Annotated in this window: 25 protein-coding genes and 2 pseudogenes; 7 read left to right on the forward strand and 20 right to left on the reverse strand. The window is 64.1% G+C overall.

The features are described 5' to 3' along the window. The 3 genes from AZG88_RS53520 to AZG88_RS12375 all read right to left on the reverse strand — a co-directional run. Positions 1–194: TerD family protein (locus tag AZG88_RS53520; protein ID WP_231913955.1), on the reverse strand; the 194-nt coding region annotated here is incomplete at its 3' end. A 282-nt stretch (positions 195–476) separates the two neighbouring features. Next, on the reverse strand, positions 477–1,145 hold the full coding sequence (locus AZG88_RS51620; RefSeq protein ID WP_156517472.1) for a hypothetical protein: 669 nt from the start codon (positions 1,143–1,145) through the stop codon (positions 477–479). A 339-nt stretch (positions 1,146–1,484) separates the two neighbouring features. Continuing rightward, a complete protein-coding gene (locus AZG88_RS12375) occupies positions 1,485–1,781 on the reverse strand; it encodes a hypothetical protein (RefSeq protein WP_061697837.1) in 297 nt (98 codons plus the stop codon). A gap of 305 nt (positions 1,782–2,086) precedes the next feature. Here AZG88_RS12375 and AZG88_RS12380 point away from each other — a divergent pair, with 305 nt between their 5' ends. Beyond that, positions 2,087–5,272 carry a DEAD/DEAH box helicase gene (locus AZG88_RS12380; protein ID WP_061697838.1) on the forward strand — a complete coding sequence of 1,062 codons (3,186 nt, stop codon included), beginning with the start codon at positions 2,087–2,089 and terminating at the stop codon, positions 5,270–5,272. A gap of 258 nt (positions 5,273–5,530) precedes the next feature. Here the strand turns inward: AZG88_RS12380 and AZG88_RS12385 are convergent, their stop codons facing one another. The 3 genes from AZG88_RS12385 to AZG88_RS12395 all read right to left on the reverse strand — a co-directional run bounded on the left by AZG88_RS12385 (position 5,531) and on the right by AZG88_RS12395 (position 8,516). Further along, positions 5,531–6,727: a hypothetical protein gene (locus tag AZG88_RS12385; RefSeq protein ID WP_156517473.1), complete on the reverse strand. Its 1,197-nt coding sequence runs from the start codon at positions 6,725–6,727 to the stop codon at positions 5,531–5,533. Positions 6,728–6,989: 262 nt separating this feature from the next. Continuing rightward, positions 6,990–8,045, reverse strand: coding sequence for a zeta toxin family protein (locus tag AZG88_RS12390; RefSeq protein WP_061697840.1), 1,056 nt, complete (start codon positions 8,043–8,045; stop codon positions 6,990–6,992). A gap of 3 nt (positions 8,046–8,048) precedes the next feature. Further along, on the reverse strand, positions 8,049–8,516 hold the full coding sequence (locus AZG88_RS12395; RefSeq protein ID WP_061697841.1) for a hypothetical protein: 468 nt from the start codon (positions 8,514–8,516) through the stop codon (positions 8,049–8,051). Between the two features lie 300 nt (positions 8,517–8,816). Between AZG88_RS12395 and AZG88_RS53525 the strand changes: the two are divergent. After that, positions 8,817–8,951, forward strand: a pseudogene (locus AZG88_RS53525) (MFS transporter); the annotation flags it as partial. Here the strand turns inward: AZG88_RS53525 and AZG88_RS49795 are convergent. The 4 genes and pseudogenes from AZG88_RS49795 to AZG88_RS12415 form a co-directional block, all read right to left on the reverse strand. Beyond that, positions 8,951–9,140, reverse strand: a pseudogene (locus tag AZG88_RS49795) (prolipoprotein diacylglyceryl transferase family protein); the annotation flags it as partial. The pseudogenes AZG88_RS53525 and AZG88_RS49795 sit on opposite strands and share 1 nt — an antisense overlap. A 120-nt stretch (positions 9,141–9,260) precedes the next feature. Further along, on the reverse strand, positions 9,261–10,052 hold the full coding sequence (locus tag AZG88_RS12405; RefSeq protein WP_061697843.1) for a TIGR03084 family metal-binding protein: 792 nt from the start codon (positions 10,050–10,052) through the stop codon (positions 9,261–9,263). 275 nt (positions 10,053–10,327) lie between these two features. Continuing rightward, on the reverse strand, positions 10,328–11,875 hold the full coding sequence (locus tag AZG88_RS12410; protein WP_061697844.1) for a long-chain-fatty-acid--CoA ligase: 1,548 nt from the start codon (positions 11,873–11,875) through the stop codon (positions 10,328–10,330). A gap of 17 nt (positions 11,876–11,892) precedes the next feature. Then, positions 11,893–13,248, reverse strand: coding sequence for a M20 family metallopeptidase (locus tag AZG88_RS12415; protein WP_063886801.1), 1,356 nt, complete (start codon positions 13,246–13,248; stop codon positions 11,893–11,895). Between the two features lie 278 nt (positions 13,249–13,526). Between AZG88_RS12415 and AZG88_RS12420 the strand changes: the two genes are divergently transcribed. Then, positions 13,527–13,748, forward strand: a complete 222-nt coding sequence (locus tag AZG88_RS12420) for a hypothetical protein (RefSeq protein ID WP_061697846.1) — start codon at positions 13,527–13,529, stop codon at positions 13,746–13,748. Between the two features lie 65 nt (positions 13,749–13,813). Then, positions 13,814–14,020, forward strand: a complete 207-nt coding sequence (locus AZG88_RS55525) for a hypothetical protein (RefSeq protein WP_442971713.1) — start codon at positions 13,814–13,816, stop codon at positions 14,018–14,020. 336 nt (positions 14,021–14,356) lie between these two features. Here the strand turns inward: AZG88_RS55525 and AZG88_RS12425 are convergent, their stop codons facing one another. Next, complete coding sequence (locus AZG88_RS12425; RefSeq protein ID WP_061697847.1) at positions 14,357–14,881, reverse strand: hypothetical protein; 525 nt, start codon at positions 14,879–14,881, stop codon at positions 14,357–14,359. Positions 14,882–15,120: 239 nt separating this feature from the next. Between AZG88_RS12425 and AZG88_RS12430 the strand changes: the two genes are divergently transcribed. The 3 genes from AZG88_RS12430 (at position 15,121) to AZG88_RS12440 (ending at position 19,540) form a co-directional block, all read left to right on the forward strand. Next, positions 15,121–15,639 (forward strand): flavin reductase family protein, encoded by a 519-nt coding sequence (locus AZG88_RS12430; RefSeq protein ID WP_061697848.1) that lies wholly within the window; start codon positions 15,121–15,123, stop codon positions 15,637–15,639. Continuing rightward, positions 15,632–16,099 carry a hypothetical protein gene (locus AZG88_RS12435; RefSeq protein WP_061697849.1) on the forward strand — a complete coding sequence of 156 codons (468 nt, stop codon included), beginning with the start codon at positions 15,632–15,634 and terminating at the stop codon, positions 16,097–16,099. The genes AZG88_RS12430 and AZG88_RS12435 overlap by 8 nt, the downstream gene beginning before the upstream one ends. Positions 16,100–16,216: 117 nt before the next feature. After that, the gene (locus tag AZG88_RS12440; protein ID WP_061697850.1) at positions 16,217–19,540 is read left to right on the forward strand and encodes a protein kinase domain-containing protein; all 3,324 of its coding nucleotides are present in this window, start codon (positions 16,217–16,219) and stop codon (positions 19,538–19,540) included. Here the strand turns inward: AZG88_RS12440 and fabG are convergent, their stop codons facing one another. From fabG to AZG88_RS12485, 9 genes are all read right to left on the reverse strand, one after another. Next, entirely contained in the window at positions 19,541–20,320 is a 780-nt protein-coding gene (gene fabG / locus AZG88_RS12445; RefSeq protein WP_061697851.1) for a 3-oxoacyl-ACP reductase FabG, read from the reverse strand. A 31-nt stretch (positions 20,321–20,351) separates the two neighbouring features. Further along, a complete protein-coding gene (locus tag AZG88_RS12450; RefSeq protein ID WP_061697852.1) occupies positions 20,352–21,350 on the reverse strand; it encodes a phosphotransferase enzyme family protein in 999 nt (332 codons plus the stop codon). Between the two features lie 28 nt (positions 21,351–21,378). Continuing rightward, the gene (locus AZG88_RS12455; protein ID WP_061697865.1) at positions 21,379–21,987 is read right to left on the reverse strand and encodes a hypothetical protein; all 609 of its coding nucleotides are present in this window, start codon (positions 21,985–21,987) and stop codon (positions 21,379–21,381) included. A gap of 78 nt (positions 21,988–22,065) precedes the next feature. Further along, the gene (locus AZG88_RS12460) at positions 22,066–22,347 is read right to left on the reverse strand and encodes a BMC domain-containing protein (protein ID WP_061697853.1); all 282 of its coding nucleotides are present in this window, start codon (positions 22,345–22,347) and stop codon (positions 22,066–22,068) included. 35 nt (positions 22,348–22,382) lie between these two features. Next, positions 22,383–22,667: a EutN/CcmL family microcompartment protein gene (locus tag AZG88_RS12465; protein ID WP_061697854.1), complete on the reverse strand. Its 285-nt coding sequence runs from the start codon at positions 22,665–22,667 to the stop codon at positions 22,383–22,385. Further along, positions 22,664–23,197: a hypothetical protein gene (locus AZG88_RS12470; protein ID WP_231913953.1), complete on the reverse strand. Its 534-nt coding sequence runs from the start codon at positions 23,195–23,197 to the stop codon at positions 22,664–22,666. The genes AZG88_RS12465 and AZG88_RS12470 overlap by 4 nt, the downstream gene beginning before the upstream one ends. After that, positions 23,194–23,799: a BMC domain-containing protein gene (locus tag AZG88_RS12475; RefSeq protein WP_061697855.1), complete on the reverse strand. Its 606-nt coding sequence runs from the start codon at positions 23,797–23,799 to the stop codon at positions 23,194–23,196. The genes AZG88_RS12470 and AZG88_RS12475 overlap by 4 nt, the downstream gene beginning before the upstream one ends. A gap of 3 nt (positions 23,800–23,802) precedes the next feature. Further along, complete coding sequence (locus AZG88_RS12480; protein WP_061697856.1) at positions 23,803–25,356, reverse strand: aldehyde dehydrogenase family protein; 1,554 nt, start codon at positions 25,354–25,356, stop codon at positions 23,803–23,805. Continuing rightward, positions 25,353–26,639: a class-III pyridoxal-phosphate-dependent aminotransferase gene (locus AZG88_RS12485; protein WP_061697867.1), complete on the reverse strand. Its 1,287-nt coding sequence runs from the start codon at positions 26,637–26,639 to the stop codon at positions 25,353–25,355. The genes AZG88_RS12480 and AZG88_RS12485 overlap by 4 nt, the downstream gene beginning before the upstream one ends. Positions 26,640–26,694: the final 55 nt, after the last annotated feature.

Genomic DNA, 26,694 nt, shown 5'->3' on the forward strand with positions numbered 1-26,694 from the left:
GACCCGTCCGTCGACTCGGGCTGGTTGTAGAACACGAAATCCTCGTCGGAGCGCACCTTGCCGCCGGAGTTCAGCAGCAAAGCCGACGCATCGACCTCGACCTCCGACTCGGTCCACCCGAGCACCACATCGATCTGCTCCACCTCAGCGGACAGCGACAAATTCTGTCCCTTGGACAGCATCGGAAACTCCACCAGAAACCACCCTCGTTCGACCCGAAACCGCACCAACCCTGCGCGGCCGGACAAGAGCCGAAGTCTGGCTACCGACGTCCGTCGCATCAACTGCGCATACTAATCGGTTCGTTTCACTCCCGGACACCCTCTGGCAAACATCGTGTCACCGCAAAACCGCACGGCGTCGACGGGCCGATTCTCCCGAGCCGACCGGTGTCGTCTACGTGAATGACACTGCAGACCAGGATAAGTGAGCACTGAACACTTCGAGGAGCGTCCCAGTTCGAAGGAGTATTCAGGTCACGGGACCCGTATGTATCCCTTGTCGATACTGTCCTGGATATTGGCGACGCATTCCTCGCGAGTCTGCCCGGACTTCACCATGCACGTTTCGAGGAACGACTCGTCCTCTGTCGGGTACGGACGCGTGGTCTCGACACGTGCGAGTTGTCCGCACTGCGGGTCATTCGGAACCGAGTACTGCCGACCGTCGGAGCCGCTGTACACACCAACTAACGGGTGCCCATCGCAGAACATGAACGTCTTCACCACTTCAGCCGGCGGAGCGAACGTTTCCTCAGGGAGGAGTTGCTCGCACTGCGGATCGTCCGGGACCGAGTACTGCAGGCCATCGGAGCCGCTGTACACACCAACCAGCGGGTGCCCATCGCAGAACATGAACGTCTTCTCCACTTCGATTGGTTGCGAAGGAGCGACCTGATCCACGATCGGTTCAGAAGGCGGAGGTAATTCGGTTGTCGCGCTGATTTTTTCGGTAGTTGTGGTCGCCACCGGTGTGGGCGTGAGGCTGGACAGCGGTGGCGGCGCGGCCCCTTCCGATGCACAACCCGCCGCCATCGCAAAGGCGGCGGCAGCTAGGACTACTGCCAGAATGTTCCTACGCATTGTTTCTCCGGTCGGTGGGTGAGGTGGGTCCGCGGCGACAACCGAGGCGACGACAGCCTTCAAGTAGCTGATACGAGCGGGTAACACGCGTGCTAGCTGCCGAAGTTGAGGCCGTCGAGACTGCCGGTCGACGGCGGATGCACCGGCGCCCGATCGATCGGCGGTGGCGGAATCTTTCGGCCCTCCTGCAGCGCTCGCGGCCTGGTCGCCGAGGTCCACTGGGTACCATCCCACCAACCGCAGCTGCTGGGTGCCCTCGGGGTCGGTCCACCGAAGGACGAGTCGGTGTCCTCATGCCGGAATCAACACCAGGCACTGCGGGGCCGTACGCCGCGATCGAGGCCTTCATGTACGCCTCGGCGGTCACCTGGTTGTCGAAGATGTTCTTGCCTTCGCCCAGGATCATCGACAGTTCCACCATTTTGTCGAACTTCTGGCCATCGGGAGCGTGATGCTCGCCAGGGCGCCGCAGTTCTGTCGCGCGAGCGGGGTCAACAGAAGTACCTTGCCGGCCGTCGGGAAGATTCCGCCCGCGCGACGCTTCTGGACGAAGAGGTCGTCACCGGCCAACTTCTTCGATGTCGTCGGTGCGGCGGTAATCGTCGTTGGAGTCGACTCCGGTGCTGCGGAATCGTCGGATCCGCACGCGGACAGTGACATCACACCGAGGATGGTGGCCACGACAACTGCATACTTCACCGACGAATCAAACCAGAGGAACCGGAGCCGCGGTATAGGTCGTGTGAATGTATCGGCGGGTACCACCCGAGGCGCCGACAACTGCGCGAATGAATCCGCCGGCGTCCGGAGGGCGAAACCTCTCCGGGGCAAGAGCAACGCCACAGGCTGGCCGGCAGCGTGCGCTCCCCCATGTCCACACCCTTCAAATTTTCGAATCGGCGGGTGCGCCGGGCCAGGCCGCTGAGTGGGGTCGTTCCGCGGCAGTCCCGGCTTTCGAGCTAGCTACCGGTCATTGTCAGAGCGGCAGGCTAATCTCGCTCGTTATGGCGGCACTCGGTGATCTGTTGGAACAGTTGGATACTGATCCCGTTCGGCGTGGCAGTCAGTTCGAGCACCTCTGCCAGTGGTTCCTGAGGCACGATCCGGTCTACGCGCACGAGCTGCGGCGTGTGTGGCTGTGGAAGGACTGGCCTCAGCGTTGGGGAGCTGATGCGGGTATCGACCTCGTCGCCGAGGATCGCCTCGGGCGCCTCTGGGCGATCCAGGCCAAGGCCTACGACCCGGCCGTGTCGATCACCAAACGCGACGTGGACACCTTCCTGGCCGAGTCAGGGCGGCCGGAGTTCGCCTTCCGACTGCTGATCGCGACGACCGACCTGATCGGGCGCACCGCCAAGCGGACGCTGGAGGCGCAGGAGAAGCAAGCGAGTGTCCTTCTCCGCGGTGACCTCGAGGTCGCCGCGGTCGACTGGCCTCGATCTCCAACCGATCTGCGGTCCCCGCGACTCGTACTGAACCGTCCGCGCCCGCGTCAGCGCGAGGCCATCGACAAGGTGATCAAGGGTTTCGACGAGTACGACCGCGGCCAATTGATCATGGCGTGTGGCACGGGAAAGACCCTGACCGCACTGTTCATCAATGAGCAGCTCACCGCCGAACGCACGCTGGTGCTGCTGCCCTCGTTGTCGCTGTTGGCTCAGACGCTGCGGGAGTGGACCGCCCACACCACGCAGGCGTTCGACTTCCTACCAGTGTGTTCCGATGAGACGGTCGCCGACCCGGATGCGGTGGTCGCGACCACGAGTGATCTGGGTTTCCCGGTCACGACCGACCCGGAAGAGATCGCGAGATTTCTGCGGCGACGGTCTGGTCCGCGGGTGGTGTTCGCCACCTACCAGTCATCCCCCCAGATCGCCGACGCGTTCCGCTTGGGTCGGGTACCGGCCTTCGATCTGGTCATTGCCGACGAGGCGCATCGCTGTGCTGGCCGCGTCTCCTCCGGTTTCGGCACCATCCTCGCCGCGGAGTCGATCAAGGCGAACCGTCGACTGTTCATGACCGCGACCCCACGCTATTTCACCGGCCGGGTCGTGCGGCAAGCGAAGGAAGCCGACTTCGAGGTCGCCTCGATGGACGACGAGTGGGTGTTCGGGCCGGTGTTCCACCGGCTCGGATTCGCTGAGGCGATCGAACGTGAACTGCTGACCGACTACCAGGTGGCCGTCGTCGCAGTCGATGACGAAACCTACCGGGACTGGGCCCAGCGCGGCCGGTTCGTCACTATCGATGGCAACGAGGTGACCGACGCCCGCACTCTCGCCGGACAAATCGGCCTCGCCCAGGCGATGTGCCGCTACGACCTGCACCGCACCATCACCTTCCACTCGCGGGTCAAGCGCGCCCAAGAGTTCGCCCAGTCCCTCCCCGAGGTGATCTCCTGGATGCCCGCCGGCCAGCAACCGTTGGGTGAAGTGTGGTCGGACTACGCATCCGGCGAGATGCCCGCCGGGCAGCGTCATGCGCTCCTGCACCACCTCGGCCGGCTCGAGCACGGCCAAAGGGGACTGCTCGCCAACGCGCGCTGCCTCGCCGAAGGCGTCGATGTCCCCACCCTCGACAGCGTGGCCTTCATCGACCCGCGCCGCTCCGAGGTCGACATCGTGCAGGCCGTCGGTCGCGCCATCAGGCTCGCCCCCGACAAGACCATCGGCACCATCGTCATTCCGGTCTTCGTCGACACCGACGAGGACCCGGCGGTCGCCCTCGACAACTCTGCATTCAAACCTGTCTGGGACGTGATCAAGGCGCTCCGGTCACACGACAGCCAACTCGGCGAGCACCTCGACGGACTCAGACGACAGCTCGGCCGGCAGGGCGAACAGCCACGACTGCCCTCCAAAATTCATCTCGACCTGCCCGAACAGGTCGGCGCCGATTTCGCACGCGCTTTCGACGTGCGACTCGTTGAGCAGACCACTGCCACCTGGGAGTTCGCGTTCGGAGTACTGGAACAGCACGTCGAACGAATCGGCCAAGCACGCATCGCGCCGTCCGGCATCGTCGACGGTTTCAACCTCGGTAGGTGGGTTGTCACCCAACGTGCGAGACACGACAAGGGCCTTCTCGACGCCGAGCATGTACGACGACTAGAGGACCTGCCCGGATGGACCTGGGACCCTTTCGCCGATCAGTGGGAAGAGGGTTTCAGCCGACTCCTCGAGTACGTTGAACGTCATGGTGATTCCCTCGTCCTGCAGAGCTACGAGGATGACGACGGCTACCAGCTTGGTAACTGGGTCAGTATGCAACGTGTCAACCACGCACGGCGAACTCTGGATGCCGACCGCCAACGCCGGCTCCTAAGCCTGATTGGATGGAGTTGGAAGCCAAAAATCGATCGGTGGGAAGAGGGATTTAGAAACCTCCTCAAGTACGTCGATCGTGCCGGTCACGCCCGGGTTCCGGCGTCGCACATCGACGATGGCTATCGAATCGGAACATGGGTCGAGGTGCAACGCAGGGCCCACGACAACGGCTACCTCGACGCTGAGTTCGAGCGCCGCCTCGAGAGTCTTCCCGGGTGGACGTGGGATCCCCGCGCCGACAAATGGGAGGAAGGGTTCAACCACCTCACTGACTTTGTCGAAATCCACGATCACGCGCGAGTACCTTACTCCTACAGAGTCGCCGACTACCCGCTCGGCACATGGGTCGATAGACAACGCCAGAACTACACCAAGTGCATCCTTCGAGAGGACCGGCAACGCCGACTCGAAGCCGTCCCCGGCTGGACCTGGAATTCGATCGACGATCAATGGAACGAAGGGTTCGAGCACCTGCTGCGGTACGTCGCCCTCTACAAGGATGCCCGCGTCGCGTTCGACTACACCGCCGACGACTATGCGCTCGGTAAATGGGTCGCGCGACAGCGGGCCGCCCACACCAAGGGCACTCTCCACCCGGACCGCCAACGCCGACTCGAAGACGTGTCCGGATGGACATGGGACCCCGGCGCTGACAAATGGGAGGAAGGGTTCAACCACCTGACCAACTTCGTCGAGATCCACGATCACCCCATAGTTCCCTACGGCCTCGTAGTCAACGGCTACGGACTCGGCAGCTGGGTGAGAAAGCAACGCGCCAGATATCTCAAAGGAAACCTGGAGACCGACCGCCAAGCCCGGCTCCAGGACCTAAGAGGCTGGGAATGGGGAATACCATCCAGCTAGCTTGATAGAGCCGGACCCTGCCGCACCGATTGGCAACGTTTTGACTCTTGCGGTCGTCCGGGCCCTCTGCCCCAACCATGTAACCTCACCGCAGCCGTCGGGAACTGCAGTGCACTGCTCGTGTTGTTAGCTCGGGACGTCGTTTCCGTTCCAGTAGTTGACCATTCGCCTTGCGTATGACGTTGTTGCCCCACCCCACCATGCAGCAAGCGCTTTGCCGAGAGGACCACGCTCACGCCACACGGACAGCAACTATGATCAATTAGTTCGCATTTGGAGATACAGGTCGGGGAACGCTTCAACCATCGTCAGTCTCTGCATGTCAAAAGTGGGATCCGTTGCGGCTGCCAAGAGCGCCAGTTGATCCACGTCCTCGGAATCCACGGCGCCGAGAGCACCGGAGTGTTCGCCTGACACTACTTTGACAGAGCCAGTTCGCGCCTTAACGTAATACTTGAACCCAGCTCGGACATCCTTCCAAACCTGATTCCTGCGCTCAACCCACGTCTCGTGCGCGCCGCTCGCAGCGAGTGATACACCGCTGTAGCCGATGAGTCGACCATTCTCGTCCACTACTGCGTACAGCACTTCCCTAGCCTCTACCGCCGGCGGATGTTGCTTGGCCTGTCGCACCTTCTCTTTGAAGAACGAATCGGCAGCTGGCCAATTCGCCGATCGTCGCTCCGTGTGACGCGTAACGATATTCGGGAGCAGAAGCGCTGTTGCGTCCAGCCCAATAGGGCGTGCAATTACTATTCGGGACGCTCCACTCGCTGAATCGAGTTCCGGAATCTCGGCATATGCATGGCGCAACTCGGGACCATCGTCCATAGCGAGACGCGGATCGAGGCGTTCGAAAAACGATACGGCATCCAACAGAGTCTCCGTCACGACGCGCCCGCCGATCGCTTGCCGGTAGCCGTGCTGAGCCTCTCCACGTGCGCGCTTTTGGTTATCAGTCGCCGTTGAGTTGAGCTCGACATATGCCTTTGGCAGACTGTCAAACTCCGCCCACGCATAGATGCTTCGCATACCTGCGCCCCCAGTGGCCAGTGGAACACTCAGGCGGGTTCTCTCCACCAGAAGCCCCTCGTAGTGGACCGGAGAATGCGTCTCGCAATTTCGGATCAATTCAAGGCCGGTGACGACCTGCCCCAAACGATCATTCAGCCGAAATTGTTTGTACTTCTCCCCATGCGCGAACTCGAAGATTGCCTCGTCGAGGATATTCACTGTTATCGAAGCCAATCCAGCCTCGAGAACCGCCGCTTCAGCGTCCTCAATTGTTGCGTACCAGTACGACAGAATCTGCCTGCGGAGGGCACGCATGTAGACCATTGCCTTACCGAGCTGTTCCGAGGGAAGGTCAAATGAAAGGGGTGTATTCACCTCCAAATATTCTCCTATTCTTGCCTTTTCGACAAGTCCTTCTCTACATGGAGGTTCATTCGCCACCCAGTCATCACAAGGTGGCGACCACTGTCACCTGCGTGCTAACGCTGCACTGGAGCACGGTCGGCCCGCCCTGGCGACAACGCCCTTTCGATCGCAGATCACAGATGCCGGCCGTTGTAGCACAAGACCTGACTCGATTGTTGATGGTCGACTGATTCGCATTGCGCATCAGTATTGTTGGGCATCAATCACGACCACAGGGGAGTTCGCATAAGTTGCATGTTCGACGCAGGTGAGATCACCGCGGTCATCGCCCCGAGCACTATCCTCGGAAATCCGCCGCAGTGATCGGTGGCCTGTCACATACGGTCGATCTCGATCTCGGGCTCCAGTGTTCGGTCCGTCGACTTGCGGTCCTGCGCGGCCGTTGCGGCCCAACTCGGCTCGAGCTGACCACCGGTGGTGCGTTCACGGCGTTCGATGTGCTCCGGTCCCTGGTCCACTGCAGGGGTGAGGTAAGGTCGTAGCGGGTGACGGCCGGTGATTCTTCGCTGACCTCACGTGCGTTGACCTCGCTGACGGATTTGCCGTGGAGCGGTTTGCCGTCGGGGAGCCGCTTGTCGGTGAACAGGCGGTCGACGGCCGAGACCGGGAGCCATCGCCCACCCATCCGGGCCGCCAAATCGTCACCGGATGCAGTCAGCGCGGCGGTCAGACCCTGCTGCCATCGGTGCACGATCCGGGCGGTAGCAAGCTCTTTGGAGGCTTCGACGTCGGCGATGTGGATTGTGTAGTGCTCCCGCTCGAGTCGGTTCACCAGCTCGGTCGCCCACGGCTTCCAGGCCATGGTGCCGTCGATGATCACGTTCTCCCCCACCGACAACGACTGTGCCACGGCCGTTTCGAGCAGAAGATTCGATTCGATGTGCACCAGTGCGCACAGCTCGTTCGGATAGAACCGGCTCGGCTGCCCCGGCGCCGCGCGAAACTCCTCGGGCAGCAGCTGCTGCAGCGACCCGTCCTCGACGGCCGCCGCGAGGAGGCGGAGTTTGAACTCGTCCGCATCCAGATGCCGCCACCCCTGCGGGTGCTCCCCCACCAGATGGGCTTGGGCGGTGGATTTGCCGGCGCCGGGCGGTCCGGCCATCAGGATCGAAACCCGGTCGCGGCGGACCTGCGTGCGCGATGCTCGCCAGTCCGCGAGGATCCGCTCGTGCAGCCGCAACCGCGGCCGGGTGGGGATCGGTTCGCCGTCGATCCGGCGGAAGTACCGGCGGTCGTTGACCGTGGCGTGTGGGGCGTCGATCGTCAGCGGGCCGCCCGGTGCGGACAGCGAGGCGAGGAAGGCACGGCGATCCTCGAATTCATGGGTCGGCACAGGTCAGTCGGCCAGTGCGTCGAGGATCAGGTCGTAGTCCTCATCGGTGAGGAAGCCGTGGGTGAGCGCGCGGCCGATCTGGTGGTTGAAGCCGCCCTCCGTCTGGGGGCGGACGTCGTCGACGTCGGGGTAGGCGGACGGCGCCATCGGTTGGTCGTACTGCCAGCCGATCAGCTCGGCGCGCATCGTGGCCGGATCGATCTCGCCGGCCGCGCACCGTGCGGCGACCTCATAGGCGGTGCCGCCGTGGGTGCCCGGCCGGACATCCGGTGCCTCGACGCGGGCGCGCTGCAGCATCTGGCTGATCGCCGGCTGGCTGACGCCGTTGACCTGCGCCAACCGTGTCTGGGTGACCCCTCCCTCGTACAGTTGCCGCAGGTTACGCAGGAAGCCGATATGCGCGACCACCTCACGCGCCCGGTTCTCAGCCATGCTGGAGAACAACCGGTCCCAGTCCATCATGATCGTCATAACCCAGCACCTCCTCTATAAGCAATCTTATACCCGCAGGCCCGGGCAGTAAAGGACACCACAACAGCTCAGCGTGGGCCCCTCCACCCGTCGCGCGACTGGGGTCGGTGACACGGCGACCAGCGCCCGCGTGGTTCCGCTCCGGCTCGCGGCCCACCGGTTCGCAGGACGGCTCAGCCCTCTCCCTGTGTCAGCGTGCCGCGTGTGCGGTGCGGCGCACCGTGTGGCTCTGACCGCGTGGTCGGTGCATCCTGTGACCGGTCGGTCTCCCAACTCCCCCGGCGGTCAGCGTGGCGCGCAGCCGAGCTCTTTCCGCCGGAGGTCCGCTGGTCGGGTGCCTCGCTCGGATGCCGGGCGGCGGCCATCCTTGGTGGCACCGCGCCCATGGCGATGATCGCTCTGGTCAACGGGGAGGTCGCCAACCTCTGGCGGGTGCCCTGCCACAAGGCGTCGACCCGGGACGCCGCCGTCCCCGAAGTACGTCGGCCAGTCGGTCATCACGTGATAGAGACGACCGCCGATCAGGCCAAACGGCGCCGCCCAGATGGCGATGTCGAGGACAGTGCCCTTCTCTCCGCCGCGGGCAACCCAGCGACGGTCATCCCACACGATCGCGACGATGATGATCTGAGCCAGTATCCCTCGATGGAGTCCGGCCGTCGCGCCATTGGGTCGTAGACGACGGAGGTCTCCGATAGTCGGAGCACTAGTTCGATACTGCACCTCCAATCGTGGTTCCTGTCTTCACCGCTTCCCCATCGGCGCTCGCCCCGCCCCCGGAGCGCCGGCGAATGCCTGCGCAATGGACATCCACTCACCTGCAACACGACCGGTGACAATCAAGCCTGTGTCCGCGATATTGCGACGCTGGGTGACAACAAGACTGAAGTCCCACGCCGAACCGGACACACTACTCTGGCCGCCCCGTTGTCCCCAGTGCCATTCGCTTCCGTCGGGCGCAGTCAACACAATCTCGACCGGCTCGGTGGGCGCCTCCATGCCGCGCAGCGCATAGCTGAAAGCTCTCGTCTGCACGCCGAGATGGCAAATGTGTCGAATTCTAGTGGTTGGCTGTCGTTCGATTGCCAGCGCGTCGGCGATGTCCTGCCCATGTGCCCAGGTTTCCATGAGCCGTGCCGTAATGGACGAAGCGAGGCTCATGGAGACGCCGAACCACGGTACTCGTCGAGTGTTTTCAGTGGCGTCGAACGCGGCGAGGAGGTCGTGGCGCGCGCGGCGGAGCCAGTTTCCCGTCGTCTCGACGGACAAGTTGCTCTGCTGCTCAGCGATTTCGCCCGCGAAATCCTGCGCACTGTGGATCAGGTTGTCAGCGAGTTGTGAGAACTCGGTGGGGTTCCGTATTGCGAGGGTGGTTGCGTCGTCGAAGTAGGCGAGGTGGTTGAGTTGATCTTGAACCGTCCACCCAGCGGCTGGTGTCAGCGTCGACCATGACGCATTGTCGACGCCCCCGATCATCGATTCGAGTTCGGCGGTTTCCGCTCGGAGGTCAGCGAGTAGTTCTTGTGTGATCGCCACGACATCCCCCTATAGGTTTCGCGCAGTCGGTATTTGAGTACTTTTCTGATTGAGTTCGCGGCAGTTGCAGCGTGATCTCGAGGCGAATGGGTAGCTTATAGCCGGCGAGTCGTTGGCGCGCGAATTCACGCAGGTCGTCGAGAGTCAGTTCGCTTTCAGGGTAGCGAGGAGGATCTCGCGTGCGGCATGCTTGTCTTGCGGCGGAGCGACGCTCGCACGGACGACGTCCTCAGGGTCGTTCTCGACACGGCTCGCTGAATCGACGCACGCCGGGCTCAGGACACTGCGGCCGCCCTACCTTCCCAGTGCGGTTGCCGCAGTTCTCTTTTGAGAATCTTTCCGGCTCCGGACATCGGCAGCGCGTCGACGAACTCAACACTGCGGGGCACCTTGTAGCCGGCGATCAGCGTCCGGCAGTGCTCCCGCAGGTCGTCTTCGGAGGCGTGCTGGCCAGGTTTGATCACCATCACGGCGTGCACGCGTTCACCCCACCGTTGGTCGGGCACGCCGATCACCGCACATGCGGCCACCGCCGAGTGTTTGGCCAGTGCGTTCTCGACTTCGGCGGAGTAAACGTTCTCGCCGCCGGTGACGATCATGTCCTTGATCCGGTCGACGATGAACACGTAGCCGTCGTCGTTCATGTATCCGCCGTCGCCGGTGTGCATCCAGCCGCCGCGCACCGCTTCCGCGGTTGCCTCCGGCTTGTTCCAGTAGCCGAGCATCACGTGATCGCCGCGCGCGACGATCTCGCCGACGGTGCCGCGGGGCAGCTCGTTGTCGTTTTCGTCGACGATACGGACCTCGGCATGCGGGACGGCCCGTCCGGCTGCCCGCCTCAGCGCTGGGTTGTCGTGATCGGCCGGGGACAGCAGGGTGGTGACCGGCGACAGTTCGGTCATGCCGTACACCTGAGTGAAACCAGTCGTCGGGAAGATCTTTCGGGCGTGTTCGAGCAAGGACTCCGAAATCGGCGATGCGCCATAGAGGAAGTGTTCGACGCTGGTCAGGTCGAAACCGCGGGCTGCCGGGTCGTCGACGAGCATCTGGATCATGGTCGGCACCAATAGCATGTCGGTGACGCGGTGATCGGCGATCGTCTGCAGTGTGGCCGTGGTGCTGAACGCTGGGACTATCACGTGGGTGGAGCCGGCGAGGTTGCCCATCGTCCAGATCGCGATGTCGGCCATGTGGAACATGGGCGCAGCATGCAAGACCCGGCCGCCGGGAGAAACGACATATCCGGTGGCCACCGACCCCAGACCCGAGGCGACCAGGTTGTTGTGGCTGATCATGACACCCTTCGGATGTCCGGTGGTGCCGCCGGTGTAGAAGATGCCGAACAGCGCGTCGCCACCGGTGTGGGTGTCCTCGACCGATTCGTGCGCCGCGACCAGGTTTTCGTACCGCAGGGTGCCCGGCGGGGTCTCACCCTCACCGGTGAAGATCACCGTGTGCAAGCCGTCGAACTGATCCTGCAGCGCCGGCAGAAGTTTCGCGAACGCGTCGTCGACCAGCAACACGCGGGTGCCGGAATCGCGCAGCGAGTAGCCGATCTCGGCAGGGCTCCACCGGATGTTGACCGGGTTCACCACCGCGCCGATCCACGGCACGGCGAACAGGTACTCGTAATAGCGATCCGAATTCAGGCCGAGATAGGCGACACGGTCCCCCGGCTGCACGCCCAGTGCGCGCAGCGCTCCGCCGAGTCGCGCGATGCGGTCTACCGATTCGGCGACAGTGCGCACGCGGTCTCCGAATATCGTTGCCACCCTGGACGGGTTCTGTTGCAGCTCCCGGTGCAGTGATTGGGTCAGGTACATCGTGGATTACTCCCGGTTCAGACGGTGCTCGACGAGCACCAGTCGAGGGCGAGGGCGGCGTAAGTCTTGGCAGCGGTGTGCACTTCGTCGATCAGGCAATACTCGTCGTCGGCGTGCGAAACGCGCAGGTCACCGGGTCCGTAGCTGATTGCGGGGACTCCGGCGTTGGTGAGGAACGAGCAGTCCTCGACGGCGCAGAACCCGGCGACGGTTGCCGGGCCCGCATACGGGGTGTTGCCGGCGGCCGCGACGTGGGCTGCTGACACGGCGGCGGTGATGTCGGCGGCCGCCTCACCGGGGTTGTTGGCGGGCCAGTTGAGTTTCCATTCGACTGCGGGTGGATGCTCGCGGAGCCAGCCATCCGTCCGCGCTATCGCGTCGATCTGTGCTTCAATCTCACGTTTCACGTTCTCTGGGTCGTCCTGCGGCGGGTACCACACGCAGTACTCGATCGTCATGTACTCGGAAAGGAAGAACGGCACCAGAACCCCGTGTGGTCCGCCGGTAACCACGCCGGGGTGAATGGTGAAGTGTCCGGGCGCGAACAGCGGGTGGGTCTTGGTGAACGCCCACTCCTCTTCCAGTCGCTGCAGTGCCTGGAAGACGAGCATGCCCTTGTCGATGGCGTTGACGCCGACACTGGACCCGCCGCCGCCGGCGCGGATCGTCTGACCGCGCATCGAGGAATGCGTGGTCTTGCCGCCGACGGTGACCGAGAACCACAACAGCCCGGGGGTCACCGGAATGACTCCGAGAGTGGTTGGGCCACTCGGCTCGGCGACCACCGCGGCATCGGCGCGGTAGCCATGCTCCAGGGTCGACGAGACTCCGCACTCGTGGTCCATCACCTCCTCGCCCACGACGGCCTCGACGATCAGATCCCCTTGCAGCCGAACTCCTGCGCGAGCAAGGGCTTTGACCGCGAACGCCTGCGCCACCAGTCCGGCCTTCATGTCGCTCGCGCCACGACCCCAGACCCGGTCGTCGTCGATGCGGCCGGAGAACGGATCGCCGGAGGTCCAGCGGTCGGCGTTGCCCGGCGGCACAACATCGACGTGGCCGTTGAAGATCAGCGACTTGCCACCGCCGGTGCCGGAGATGGTTCCGACCGCGTTTGTCCGCCCAGGTTCAACGGCCCATTTCTCGACCTCTGCTCCGGCATCCTGATAGATCTCCCCGAGCAGGTCACTGACCCGGCCCTCGGAGCCGACGACGTCGTCGTAGGACTGACCGGGATACTTCGGGTTCACGCTGGGAATCGAGATGACGTCGGACAGCACCGAGATCATGTCGTCGCGCAACGCATCCACAGCGGCGAACACAGCTTTCCGATCCGCCGCAACCGCTCTCGTATCCGACAGTTCTCGAGTCATGGGTTTCTCTTTCGCTTCGTAATTTTTAACCGAGCCCGACCGCTGAATTGCTGTTCGGGTTCAAGCATGACGACGACTGAGGGCCCGCGAATCCGTCATTGTGCGGAGTCGATACCGAATCACGGGGAGGGCTCAGCCAAGACCGATGCACGCATTCTCGGGCGGTTCGGACAGCCCTTGCGGTGTCGAACGGGTCGGTTAAGCCCACAACCTTGAACCATGGCATTTGGCTGATCCATCAGACGCAGGCTCCGGAGTTTGACCGCGCGAGCACTTGAGTGCGTTCCCTGGGCGCACTGGCTTGGGACGGCGCCCACCAACCCAAGACAGATGGCTACACGAGCCTCAAGGCCGACGCCGACGCGATGCAGGATGTTCTGGTCGACCTGCGCCGCAGGCTGCACCGCGAGCCGGGGGTGGCACTCAACCTGCAGCGCACCCAGCAGCGTGTCCAGGTGCGCCAGTCGAGATCTCGATCGGCGAGTCGCTGTCTTCGGTGACTGCTGTGGTACGCGGCGACCGCCGGAACCCAACCGAGCCTGCCACGGTGCTGTCGCGTGCCGACATGGAGGCTCTGCCGATCGAAGAGCAGACGAACAACGGGGTTCGCATCGACAACGGTGCCAAGCATGCATGCAGGGGGCATGACCTGCACACCGTCGCGTTGATTGGTGCCGCGCATCTGCTATCGCGACACCGGGATCGGGTCGCGGGTCACGTGGTCTTTTTCCAGCCACGGGAAGGGGGGCTTGGGACGGCACCGCAGCGATGATCACGGAAGGTGTTCTCGACGCGAGCGGTCGCCGCGCCGGCTTCGTCTACGACCAGGACGTGTTCTCGAGCAAATTGCCCACTGGGCTGTTCTGCATAGGCCCGGCCCAGTGCTCTCGGCCTCCCACGTTCTGTCCGTCACCGTGCGGGTGTCGGCGGGCAAGGTTCCATGCCGCACACGGCGAAGGATTCGGTGGTCGCCGACGCGGAAATGGTCGCGACAAAGAGATGAAAGAACTCCCAATCTCCCGCGACATCTGGCACGGCGATTGGAACTACATCCTCCACCCGACACGCGACACACCCGAACCCCACTGACTTGATTTACTACGGGCCCTTACTTCCCAATTGGACTGCGGCTGGGCTTGGTCGCGGTCAGGACAAACACGCCGCCCGCGATCAGCAGGGCAATTGCTGACAACGCAAGCACCGCGCCGATGCGGATGTTGGGCAGCCCCTCGAAGAACACCGACCAAGGCAGCGGGCCCTTGACCGCCAATACTGTCACCACCAACTGGAACGCACCGGCAACCACGGACAGCGCGGCGATCAGGCGGTGTCGGGTTATCGCGAGCAGGATCATCAATGCCGTCGTGACCACCGCGAAGGCCCACGCGAGCCAGCTGAAATAGGCCACCTGCACCGAGGAGGTGCTTTCGGCAGCGGCGGCGGCGAGCGCGGTAAACGACAGCTCCGCGGCCGGGACGTTGGCTTGTGGCTGCGCCAGGACATACGTCCATGCCGGTCCGAGCAAGGCGACCCAGACCGCCGCGGCGCTCGCAATCGGGAGCATGCCGGCGGCGACACGGGTGATGACGCCGGACCTGGCCGGGGTGTGAACTGCGGTATCGATTGGACTCATGCGTTACGCCATCCTTGGGGTGGTGACCGATGTGGTGGCGACGAAGATCGTCGTCATGGCGTTCAAGCATGGCGACGCTAGATGCCGCGGCGGATCGGTCATACTGCGGAGCGCATACCGAGTTTGAGGGCGAATCCGTATCGAGATCGGTATTCCGACCGATTACCTGCTGTTGTCTATGTCACAGACTCGATTCATCAGCAGCGAAGTGTCCTTGCACTCGACGAAAGCGCAGCGAAATGACGACCACCGAAACACTGACCTCGCCGACCACCGATTCCTTTGACCAGCGTGCATTGCGGTCGTTCTACGGCGGGATGCCCAGCGGTGTACTCGCTCTCGCCGCCATGGTCGACGGAGCACCCATCGGCATGGCGGTGAGCTCGTTCACCAACGTGTCGTTGGATCCACCGCTGGTGGTCGTGTCGATTCGAAGCGAATCCAGCACGTGGCCGGTACTCAGCAAGGCAGCGGTGATCGGGGCAAGCATTCTGGCCGAACCACAGGCAGCCTGCGGAAAACAGCTATCGATGGGTGAAGCAGACAGCCGCTTCGACGACATCGATTATTCGGTTGCCGAGTCCGGTGCGGTCGTCATCGATGAAGCCGCGGCCTGGTTTGAGGCCACACCCAGCGAGCCCATACAAGCCGGTGATCACTTCCTGGTGCTGCTGGCGCTGCAATCGATCTCGAGCGACACCGACCGTGCACCGCTGCTGTTCTTCCGAAGCAAGTTCGCCGGAGTTCGCCATGCCTAGTCCGTCAACCGCAGCCAAGCGGGTGACCCTGTTCGTGACGCGACGCGGTGCCCAGCCGATGTTCACACCGACCGCCGCAGCTGGCGAGCTGAAGCCGCACCTGTTGGGCGCCGATAATTTGCGGGAAGCGGCGGTACTGACAAGCAGGCTGCGCCAGGAACCCGACACAAGCACTCCGCTGACCCTGCTTCGGATCGATACGACCGGAAAGCCCGAGTCCGCGAATCAGTCGGCGATCCCTTTCCCTGCGTCGCCGCGGTTGTTGGCAGGGCTGATCGCGGATGCCGTGACGACGGGCGTCGCCGACGGCGCGGTGATCCGCATGGCCGGCAACCCACCGATTCCACATCAACTCCGCGCAGAGGTCGCTGCTCACCTCGAGCAGGCAGGCTTCAAGGTTTCGTTCTGCATCCCGGGCTGGGTGTTCGAGGACGAGGGCAGCCTCCGCTCAGCAGGTTGACGCACGGCCGGTCGGCGCGCTGGTGAGTCGGCGCCACGGTATCGCCCCGTCCCGAGATAGACTTGAGTGACAGGATTCGTCCATCGATGCACGTGTTCGCCGAGTTTGGGACGGCCAATGGCTGAAGTCGACCCGCTGGCCACCCAGCGCGCGCCCGCGGTAGATGTTGCCGCCGAGTTGGCTGCCGAAGGATTCCAGGATGCTCACGAGATTGCGCATGGCGGGTTCGGTGTCGTCTACCGCTGCGAGCAGCCCGCACTCGAACGCACGGTGGCGGTCAAGGTACTGACCGCGGACCTCGACGAAGAGAACTTTCGACGGTTCATCGAAGAACAGCACGCGATGGGCCGGCTCTCCGGGCACCCCAATATCGTCACAATCCTGCACACCGGCGCGACCGGGAGCGGACGGCCCTACATCGTGATGCCCTACCATCGCCACGAATCGCTCGAAACGCACATTCGCGAGCATGGCCCGATCGGCTGGGCCGACGCGCTGCGGCTGGGTGTAAAGATTGCTGGTGCGCTCGCCGCCGCACACCGCATCGACATCCTGCATCGCGATGTCAAACCCGGCAACATCCTGCTCACCGAATACGGCGATCCCGAACTGACCGACTTCGGCATAGCGCGAATCACCGGCGGAGTGGAGACCGCCGCCGGGATCATCCTCGGCTCCCCGGCATTCACCGCACCCGAAGTGCTCCGCGGCGAACCGGCAAGCGTCGCTTCCGACCTCTACGGACTCGGCGCCACCCTGTTCTGCGCGATCACCGGCCACGCCGCGTTCGAACGGCGCAGCGGCGAAGATGTTGTTGCGCAATTCCTCCGCATCACAAACGAACCGATTCCGTCCCTGCACGACTACGACCTCCCCTCCGACATTGCCGCGGTCATCGAACGGGCAATGGCGCAGGACCCCAAGGACCGCCCGACAAGTACCACCGAATACGGCGAGGAGCTGCGTGCCGTGCAACGTCGCAAGGGGTTGGCGGTGAACGAAATGGCGATGCCCACCGCACTCGCCACCGAGCAGTCCCGAAATCTCGGAGCAACCGGATTGGGCGCGGCCACGATCCCCAGAACCGCCCGGCACAACATTTCGGCCGACGTCACGAGCTTCGTCGGACGCGGTCAAGAAACTCGGGAGATCAGGACACTGCTGCGCAAGACGCGGCTGCTGACGCTGACCGGCATCGGTGGGGTGGGAAAGTCCCGCCTTGCCAGATCGGCCGGGCTGGCAATCCAGCGCGCGTTCCGGGATGGCGTGTGGCTGACCGATTTCAATTTCGTTCAGGACGGCAAGTTCATCCAGCAGGCGATCCAGGACTCCACGCCGGGTCCTGCAACTGTGCTCTCGTTGGTCGAGCAACTCCGAGACAAGAATCTAATGCTGATACTCGACAACTGCGACAAACTCACCGAAGAAATCGCCGATACTGCAGCACATCTCTTGGCGCAGTGTCCGGAGGTGAAGATACTCGCGACATCACGCACACCGCTCGACATCAGCGCGGAATATGTGCTGAACGTTCACCCGTTCATCCCCGATACCGATCAGGGTGCGCAATCGGAGGTGCTCAACGACGCGGTGACCCTCTTTCGCGATCGGGCACAGGCAGTTGGCGGCTGGGAGTACGACTCCCGGGCGGAAAACGATGTCGTTCAATTGTGCATCCGACTTGACGGGTTGCCATTGGCAATCGAGTTGGCCGCGTTGCGAACCCGGACGATGCCAATTCAGGAGATCAGCCAGCGGCTGACCGATCGCTTCGGGCTGCTCAAAGGTGGACCCCGCGATATGCATCCCAGGCATCGCAGCCTGTGGACACTGCTGGAGTGGACCTGGGATCAGTGCAGCGTCGCGGAGAAGTCACTGTGGGCGCAGTTCTCGGTATTTGTCGGCTCCGCCGGGCTGGATGCCGTCCGACATATCAGCGAACTAGGACCGACGGCGGATGTCGGAGATGTCGTGGAGGGTCTCGTTCAGCAATCGATCCTGACGCGTCGGCGATCGAGAGATACGATTCGATTTCAAATGCTGGACACGATTCGCGAGTTCGGCCAGTTGATGCTCGAACGCGACGCCGGCTCCTTCGAACTTTCCGCTTCGCCGGCAGATCTGCGTGAGCGCCACCTGCATTACTATGCCGCGCTGGCCGCGCGGGCGGAGGGTGACTGGTTCGGTCCGAATCAGTTCCGGTCGCGGTCGATTGTGGCGAGCGAGATTTCGAACATGCGCGCCGCATTCGACTGGGCGCTCGAAACTCCCGAACGCTCCGGGACGGCCACCACCATGGTGGCCGACCTCTGGTTCTATTGGCTCGGTTGCGGGCACCTGAAGGAAGGCCGGCTGTGGTCCGAACACGCATGGAATCGCTTGCACGACTTCGGCATACCGTATTCGGCACGAGCGCTTTGGGTCCTCGGGTGGAATCTGTTGATCACCGGTGAGGTCACCGGCGCGGAAGCTCGGCTACAGGAGTGCCTCTCGGAAGCCGCTCGACAAGGTGATGCCCGAGCGGCATCGTTTGGGCGAGCACTGTTGGGCGCGGTGCGGTGCTTCCAGGACGATTACGCGGCTGGCGTCGAGCTCTATACAACGGCGATAGCCGACGCGAAGCAGCGCGGCGATCAGCTGGCCACCGCCCTGTTTCTGCATCACCTCGGCGAGGTATATTGCCTCTACCGAGAGTTCGAGCTCGCCGAGGAGTGTTGTCGGGAAAGTATCGCCATCTGCGATAGTTACGGCGATCAATGGTGCAATTCGTTGGCCCGTTGGGTACAGGCACTGTGCGCATTCATGCAGAGATCCACCGAACGTGCTGCAGCGATTGCCGCAACGGCGCTGACCGGGATGACGACCATCGAGGATCAGCTCGGTATCGCGCTGGTCGGTGAACTCTTCGCGTGGATCGCCGCAGAGAACGGCGAGTACTCGGAGGCGGCGGCGCTGCTGGGGGCGACGGGCGCCTATTGGTCTGCGAGCGGTTCTTCGGTGATGGGCCTGCATCGACTGATGGAGTACCGCGAGTCGTGCCTGGCAACGATCGAGGCCAATATGACGGATCGTGATTTCAAGCGCTCCACCGAGAAGGGTGCGCGCCTCGGATTCGACGGGATCGCGACCTTGGCGCTGCCTGCGGCCCGCGTTGGGGTCCTGGAGAGTGGCCGAGTGCCCATCGAGCACCGGAGCATTCCCGACCGCGGCCGGGTTTCCACCGCACCGAAGCCCTCGGCGGCCCTGGAGAGCCTCACCCCCCGGGAATGGGAAATCGCCCGGCTGGTGACGCAGGGCATGACGAACAAGGAAATTGCGGCAGAACTGATCATCGGCAAGCGCACCGTGGATACCCACGTCGCGCACGTCCTGGCGAAATGTGGCCTGCGGCGGCGCTCGGAGCTCGCCTCATTGATTGCCACGAGTTCGGACGATTCGTAGTCAGATCTCGTCCAACGCGTCGGCGGATTCGGACAGCACCTGACCGCCGTCGACCACCAGAGTCTGCCCGGTGATATAGCCGGCCTCGTCGGTGGCGAGGAACAATGCGGCGTTACCGATATCCGCGACCGCGCCGAGCCTGCCTTGTGGCACCGCGGCGGCCATCCGGTCGAGATACTGCTGGCCCATGCCGTCGAGACCCTCGGTCTTGATGTTGCCCGGCAGCACGGCGTTGATGGTGATCTTGCGTCTGGCCAGTTCCATCGCCGCCGTGCGGACGAAGCCGAGCTGGGCTGCCTTGCTCGCGCCGTAGTGCGACCAACCGGGGTAGCCGGTGATGGGCCCGGTGATCGAGGAGGTGATGACGATGCGCCCGCGGCCGGAGGCAGTCAGCGCAGGAAGGGCCGCCTGCACCGAGTAGACGGTCCCCTTGAAGTTGACGTCCAACACGCCGTCGAGGTCGGCCGGGCCGAGGTCCTCGAGCCGGCAGGAGGGAAACACCCCAGCGTTTGCGCACATCACATCGAGTCCACCGTGCCGCTCGACTGCGACGTCCACCATCTCCCGGCACGCCGCGGGATCGGCGACATCGACCGACAGGGTGGTCACCTTTCCGCGCAGGCCACTCAACTCGACCGCGGCGGTGGATAATGCGTCGTCGTCACGGGCGGTGATCAAGACGTTGGCACCGGCGGAGGCGAACACCCGCGCGATGCCTCGCCCGATTCCCTTGCTGCCGCCGGTGACGATAACGGAGCGACCCTCGATCGATGTAAACATGGCTTCCTCGCCTGGTTGGACAAACGTTTAACTAACAGATGGTGCGGCCGCCGGAGTCGAGATAGCGCTGCGTGATCTCGCAGGTTCCAGCGGCGAAACTCGCGCTTTTTGTCTGTGATTCGCGTGAATGCGCGTGCGATCCCATCCACGCGACGAGCATCATCCGGCGCAACAGCACGAAGGTGGCCAACATCTGCTCGTCGGCGTCGGTCAGTTCCGCATACCCGCGGTAGCCGTCGATCCAGGCTGCCTGCCATTCGCCGAGCGCGGGATCGTCCTCGATGAACGACACCGCTGTGCCGAAGTCGTAGAGATACCAGCCGTATCCGCAGTCGTCGAAGTCGATGACGTTGACCCGGGACGGCTCGATGAGCAGGTTGGCCAACCGCAGATCGGCGTGGATTAGTCCGAACCGGTCCGGTCCGCGGCCATAGATCTCGAGGCGGTGCCGCATCAGTTCCACGGCCGGGGTCAGCTGCGCGATCTCGGCCGGCCCGATCCCACCGCCGTCCTGCCATCGGCCCCACCGCGGGGTGTCACCGAGACTGTGTTCCCAGTCCCAGGCGAAGCGGGTGAAGCCGGGGGGTTGCGTCCAGCTCTTGGCGTGCCGGTGTAGCCGCGCGGTGATCGCCCCAAGTGTCCGGAAGTCGTCGGGACCGACTTGGGTCTCGTCCGGTTCGAGCCCACCCATGGTTTCGAACAACACGGCGTGACGGGCGCGCCCGTCGACCCGCGTCGTGACGACACGCCGGCCGTCGCGAGCGCGAATCACGCGCGGCGCGTGCACGCCCGCACCGGCCCGCAATGCGGCCAGCCAGTCCAGCTCCGATTCGATCGCGCCCCGGCTGTGGTAGTCCTCCCGGTGCACCCGCAGGATGCCGCCGCGGCCGGTCGGGGCGTCGTCGATCAGATATGTGGCGTTCTCGGAGAGGTTGATCATCCGGCACGCCGCGTCCGCGGAGAACTCGTACTTCCCCAGCGCTCGCGTCGCGACTTCGTCCTCGCGTGCACCGGTTTCTCTTGTTGACATCACATCACCTCACTTCGTTGCCAACGCCTCAGCCGTGTTCGCGGCCCTCGATGCCGTCCAGGACCTTCGTTATCCGGTCGCGGGCAAGGGTCACGTCCTCGGTGGTCCCGCTGATGTAGAGACGTCCGGCCGCGCCGATCATCTGCACGTCGACCAGCGTGATGCCGGGAGAGACCCGCTCCGCCTCGTTGGCCGCGACCGCGGCGAACAGCGCCGGAGTCATCTCGTAGACGAGCAGCGATTCATCCGGCATCACCATCGATGCCTGCCGATTTCGGTTGAGGATCACGGTGTGCTGGTCGGTGATGTTTTCGATGACGTCGTGGTACAGCACGCGCGGGCGCAGCTGGTCGTTGGCCTTGTTGCCGGTGCCGGCGAGGATTGCCTCACCGGCGCGGACGACGTCGTCGAGATCTTGGGAATGGATTTCGAGGACGCCGAATTGCCGTTCCACGTAGAGGATTCCGGGCTGAACTGCGGGGACGGCTCGCAACGCGAGATCGATCACCCGCTCGATCGCCAGCGCCGGGGAGACCTCGACGATCAACGCGTGGTCACCCTCGTACGGGGGGTACCCGCGTGCTCGGGTCGGGGTTCCCATGTAGGCGGCGAACTGCCGTTGCAGGTCATTGACCATGAGGTAGACCCGGATGTCGGTGTCAGTGTGTGCTTCGCCCACTGTTGTTCCTTCTGCTTGTCCGCCGAGTCGGCGGGACTACTTCGACGCCACCGAGAAATGGCCGCCGAGTTCGGTGTGCGGGCGCGGGATGACGTGCACGCTGACCAACTCGCCGACCTGTGTCGCAGTTTCCGCGCCGGCTTCGGTGGCGGCCTTGACCGCGCCGACCTCCCCGGTGACGATCACTGACACCAGGCCGTCACCGACCTCCTGCCGGTCGGTGATGATGACGTTGGCGGCCTTGACCATCGCGTCGGCGGCCGCGAGCGCGGCGACGAATCCCTTGGTCTCGATCATGCCGATGGCGGTGCTGGACATGTGTACTCCTTCTAGTGCTGCCGGCTGACGGGTTGTCAGCTGGTTGTGGTCGTGGTGGTGAGTGTCTGCGACGACGCCCGATCGGCATCGATCGATCCGATGATCAGTGCGTCGACCGGCGGCGGCGGTCCGGTGAACCAGTTCGAGGCAATCGAGCCCTGCGCGACGATCACCCGTTCGCCGAGGCCGGTGCCGAGGACGTCGAATGCGACGAGCCGGGCGCCGGATTCATCGACCTCGACCTCGAGTAGTGCGCCGGCCGGTATTCCCTCGATCCGCCGGGTCGACCAGACGCTGCCGGTCACTGTTGCCGTAATCATCTGCGCTCCTTTTCGAATGGAACTCCGAGGGTTCGTGCCTTCTCGCGTGCCAGGGGAGTCAGGACGGCGGCCGGCCCCAGGACCAACCGCCCGCCCGCCTCGGCGATGGCCGCGATCTGGCGTTCGGTCACCGCACCGCGATCCACTCGGTGCACCTCTTCTGCGGTTGGGTGCGCCGCCGCGCTGCCGGTCAGGGCGAACTTCAGCCGTCCGGCCCGGAGATCGGCCCGGATCTTCGGGTTTTCGAACAGCCCGAGCAGGGTGAATACGAACGATCGCAGATCCGACTCGTTGCTTATTCGCACGGTTTCCGTGCGCTGACGGCCAGCGCCGTCGAGCGGTCCGGTGGGTGTGACACCAATCTGTTTGGCGAAGGTAGCCGCTGCGGCTGGGGTCGGGTCGGTGCCGTCGGGGTGCGCGGTGGGCCGGGTCGGTGTCCCCCTCATCTCGCCGACGACCTCCCGGATCACCTCCTGCACCAGGGATCGGAGATCCGGTGACGGCGCAGTGCTCGCAATGCCCGCGTTCACAACGCCCTCCCGCCGAGTGCTTCCTGCGCGGCCGCGGCGGCCTGGCGCACGTCGGCCTCGGTGCCCGACAGGTACACCCGCCCGGTGGCGCCGATCATCCGGAAGTCGACCACCTTGATGTCGGCTGCCTTCTCCGCGTCGTTGGTGGCCAAAATCGCGTACGACGCGGGTTGGACCTCGAGCACATACAGCGATTCGCCGGCCAATACCATCGATCCAATCTTGTTGCGGTTGATGAGGAACGCGTGTTGATGGTCGACGCTGGTGATGATTCTCGAGGCCAGGATTGTCGGAGCGATCGCCGCGGCACCGGTATGGTCCAGTGCGTCGAGGGCCGCGTCTGCTGCGGCTTTCACTGCGCCGGTCTCGCCGTGGAACTCGAGATAGCCGAACTGCCGTTCGACCACTAGCACACCGGCCTGCACCTCGGCGTTCTTGAGTGCGACGTCGGTGACGCCCTCGATGTCGAGGCCCGGTGCCACCTCGATGATCTGGGCGGACACGTTCGCTCGCGGCAGCACGCCGCGAATCCAGCTGCCCAGATACGACATCGTCTGGGGCTGCAGTCGATCGATGAAGATAAAGGAACGCAGTTCGGCCACGGGTTACCTCTTGATGAGTTGCGAGAGCTCTTCGACGACGATGCGCCGTAGTTCGGCTCTGATTTGGTCGTTGTTGCCGCCGGAGGTACGCTGCCCAGCGGCGCCAGGGACGGCTTCCACCGGCGGAACCTGCACGTCGATTCTATTATTGGAGGGCGCCGGATACGGCGGCGTCGGCCCGTCGTGGTGACGCCACGGGTTCAGGCCGGTGAACGCTCCCATCGGCACCGCCGCATCGGCGTTGTGGGCGATCCGTGTCCAGTTCAGCAGGTGCTTGGGTTCGAGGTTCTCGCCCACCGAGCTGCGCCCAGCAAATCCGGTACCGATGGTCATCGACGGGGCTAGATTCGTGTCCAGCCCCGCGCTTCCGGTGCTGTTTCCGACGTTCACCGAAACCCGCAGCACCGGCACACGGGCGGCGAAGTCCATGATCGTGGCCGGGTTCTCGCTGTGAATTGCGGCGGAATGCCCGGCACCGGCGATGCGCGTGACCGCGCGCGCGGCGTTGATACCTCGTCGGGCATCGGCGACTCTGACCATACCGATGACCGGTGAGAGCTTTTCGTGTGTGAGCGACTCTTCGGGCAGCACCAGATCGAATGGTGCCACCAGCAACTTGGTTTTCGGGGTAACCCGGAAACCGGCGCGCTCGGCGATCCAGGCTGCGCTCTGGCCGACCACCTCGGTGTTCAAGTGCCCGTCCGGGAACATGTAGTCGCGCAGGCGATTCGTTGTTTCCGGGTCGAGTACGTAGGCACCGGCGTGGGTCAGTTCCCGCTCCAACCGGTCGGCGATGGTTTCCTCGGCGATCAGCACCGACTCGTTGGTGCACAACAGGGAATTGTCGAATGCTTTGCTGTCGACGATCCGTCCGGCGGCCGCCGACAGATCCCCGGTCGCGTCCACGAACACCGGGACGTTGCCAGGCCCGACGCCCAGCGCCGGGTTACCCGACGAGTACGCCGCCCGCACCACACCGGTGCCGCCGGTGGCGATGATGACGTCGGTCCGCTCATCGGCCATCAACCCTTCGACCAGCGGGAGTGACGGTTCGGTGACCACCTGGACGATGCCGTCCGGCGCCCCGGCGGCGACCGCCGCAGCGGCCAGCGTATGCGCGGCGTGTGCGGAGCATTCCTGGGCCCGTGGGTGTGGCGCGATCACCACCGCGTTGCGGGTCATCAGGCTGAGCAGCGTTTTGAAGTACACCGTCGCGACTGGGTTGGTGGTCGGGGTGAGTGCGAACACTACCCCTGCGGGCGTCGGCAATTCGACAACCTTGTTTGCCGTGTCCACCCGCGGCGAAACGAAGTCCTCGCCGTGGTAGTGCTCCACCAGCCCGCGCGAGCAGGCCCGATTCTTGCGGAGCTTGTGTTCGACGACGCCCATGCCGGTTTCGCTGACCGCCCAATCGGCATACCGCTGCGCGTTCTCGTAGCCGGCCTCGGCGACGGCCTGCACGATGGCCGCGACTGCTGCGGCGTCGTACGTCGCATACGTGGCCGCCGCCCACCGGGCGCGTTCCAGCATGTGTCCGGCGTGTGCCGTGTTCATCATCCTGCTCTCCGATCGGTGCTGGCGACCTCGGCTCGGGCCCGTACGACGGCCACCTCGAGGCGGTCCAGGACGTCCTCACAGAGTTCGCGTGGCATCAAGATCCCCGGTTTGAACTGCAGCACGCGTGGATCGAGCGTGGAGAAGATCGCCCACACGCCCAGCTCGTACAGGTGCCGCATCACGTACTTGGCGCCCTCGGGATGATCGAACTCCAGTCCGAGCACGACGCCGTTCTGGCGGATTCCCACCAACCAATCCGGGTACTGGCTGCGAATGCGTTCCAGACCTTGGCTCATCAGGTCGGCGATGTAGTGCACCATCGACCGGACTTCGGGGCGGGTGCTGATCTCCAGTGTCTTCAACGCTGCGATGCAGCCGAGCTCTGCGCCACCGAAAGTGGAGATGTGCGCGAAGCCATCCTGGTCGAGCCATTGCGCTGCGCGATCGCTCAGCAGCGCAGCGGTGATCGGGTAGATGCCCCCGGACAGGCCTTTGCCGGTGACCAGGATGTCGGGCCGGATTCCGTGCTTGGTGATCGCCCACAGCTCGCCGGTGCGCATCAGCCCGGTCTGCACCTCGTCGGCAATGTAGAGCGCGTCGTAGGTTTCGGTGAGCGCCTTGACCGCTTCGAGGTATCCCGGCTCCGGCAGCGGGAATCCGTACGTGGCCGGGATGGTCTCCATGATCACGGCGGCGACGTCGCGTCCGGTCAGCGCCCGCTCCATCGCGCCCAGGTCGCCGAACGGCACCTGGACGAATTCGTCGGGGCGGTCGGAGAGGAAGATCTTCGCGAACCGGTCATCGCCGGTGGCCAGCGCCAAGCCGGTATGCCCGTGGTAGGCCTTGACGATCGAGACGATCTTGCGCTTGCCGGTCGCATGCCGGGCGCTTTTGAGTGCGATGTCGATCGCCTCGCCGCCACCGGAACCGTAGGCGACCTTCGTCAACCCCTCCGGCGCCGTGGCGATCAGCGCCTCGGCGAGCGCGGTGCGTGCCACCGACGGAAAATGGTGATTTCCGACGTCGAATCGGTTCAACGCATCCGACACCGCGGCGACGACCTCCGGGTTGCGGTGACCGAGGTTGTAGGTGCCGCCGTTGAGGTGAACGTCGATGAGGCGGCGTCCGCTCATGTCCCACAGGAAATAGCCCTCGCGGCGGTCGATCACCAGATCGACGCCGGAATCGGTCCAGAACTGAGTTTTGCCCGGATTCCAGAAGCGCTTGGACTTCTCGAGCACCTCGGTCTTGGACGCGAAGGTGAACGCTCCGTAGTCGTGCATGGCCTGCCCATCGTCGTTCGGGCCCGAGTACTGCTCGGGCGGTACGCCGCCGTCG

Origin of the sequence: Rhodococcus sp. LB1 (assembly GCF_001583455.1) — a bacterium.
GTDB classification, from domain to species: Bacteria; Actinomycetota; Actinomycetes; order Mycobacteriales; family Mycobacteriaceae; genus Rhodococcus_F; species Rhodococcus_F opacus.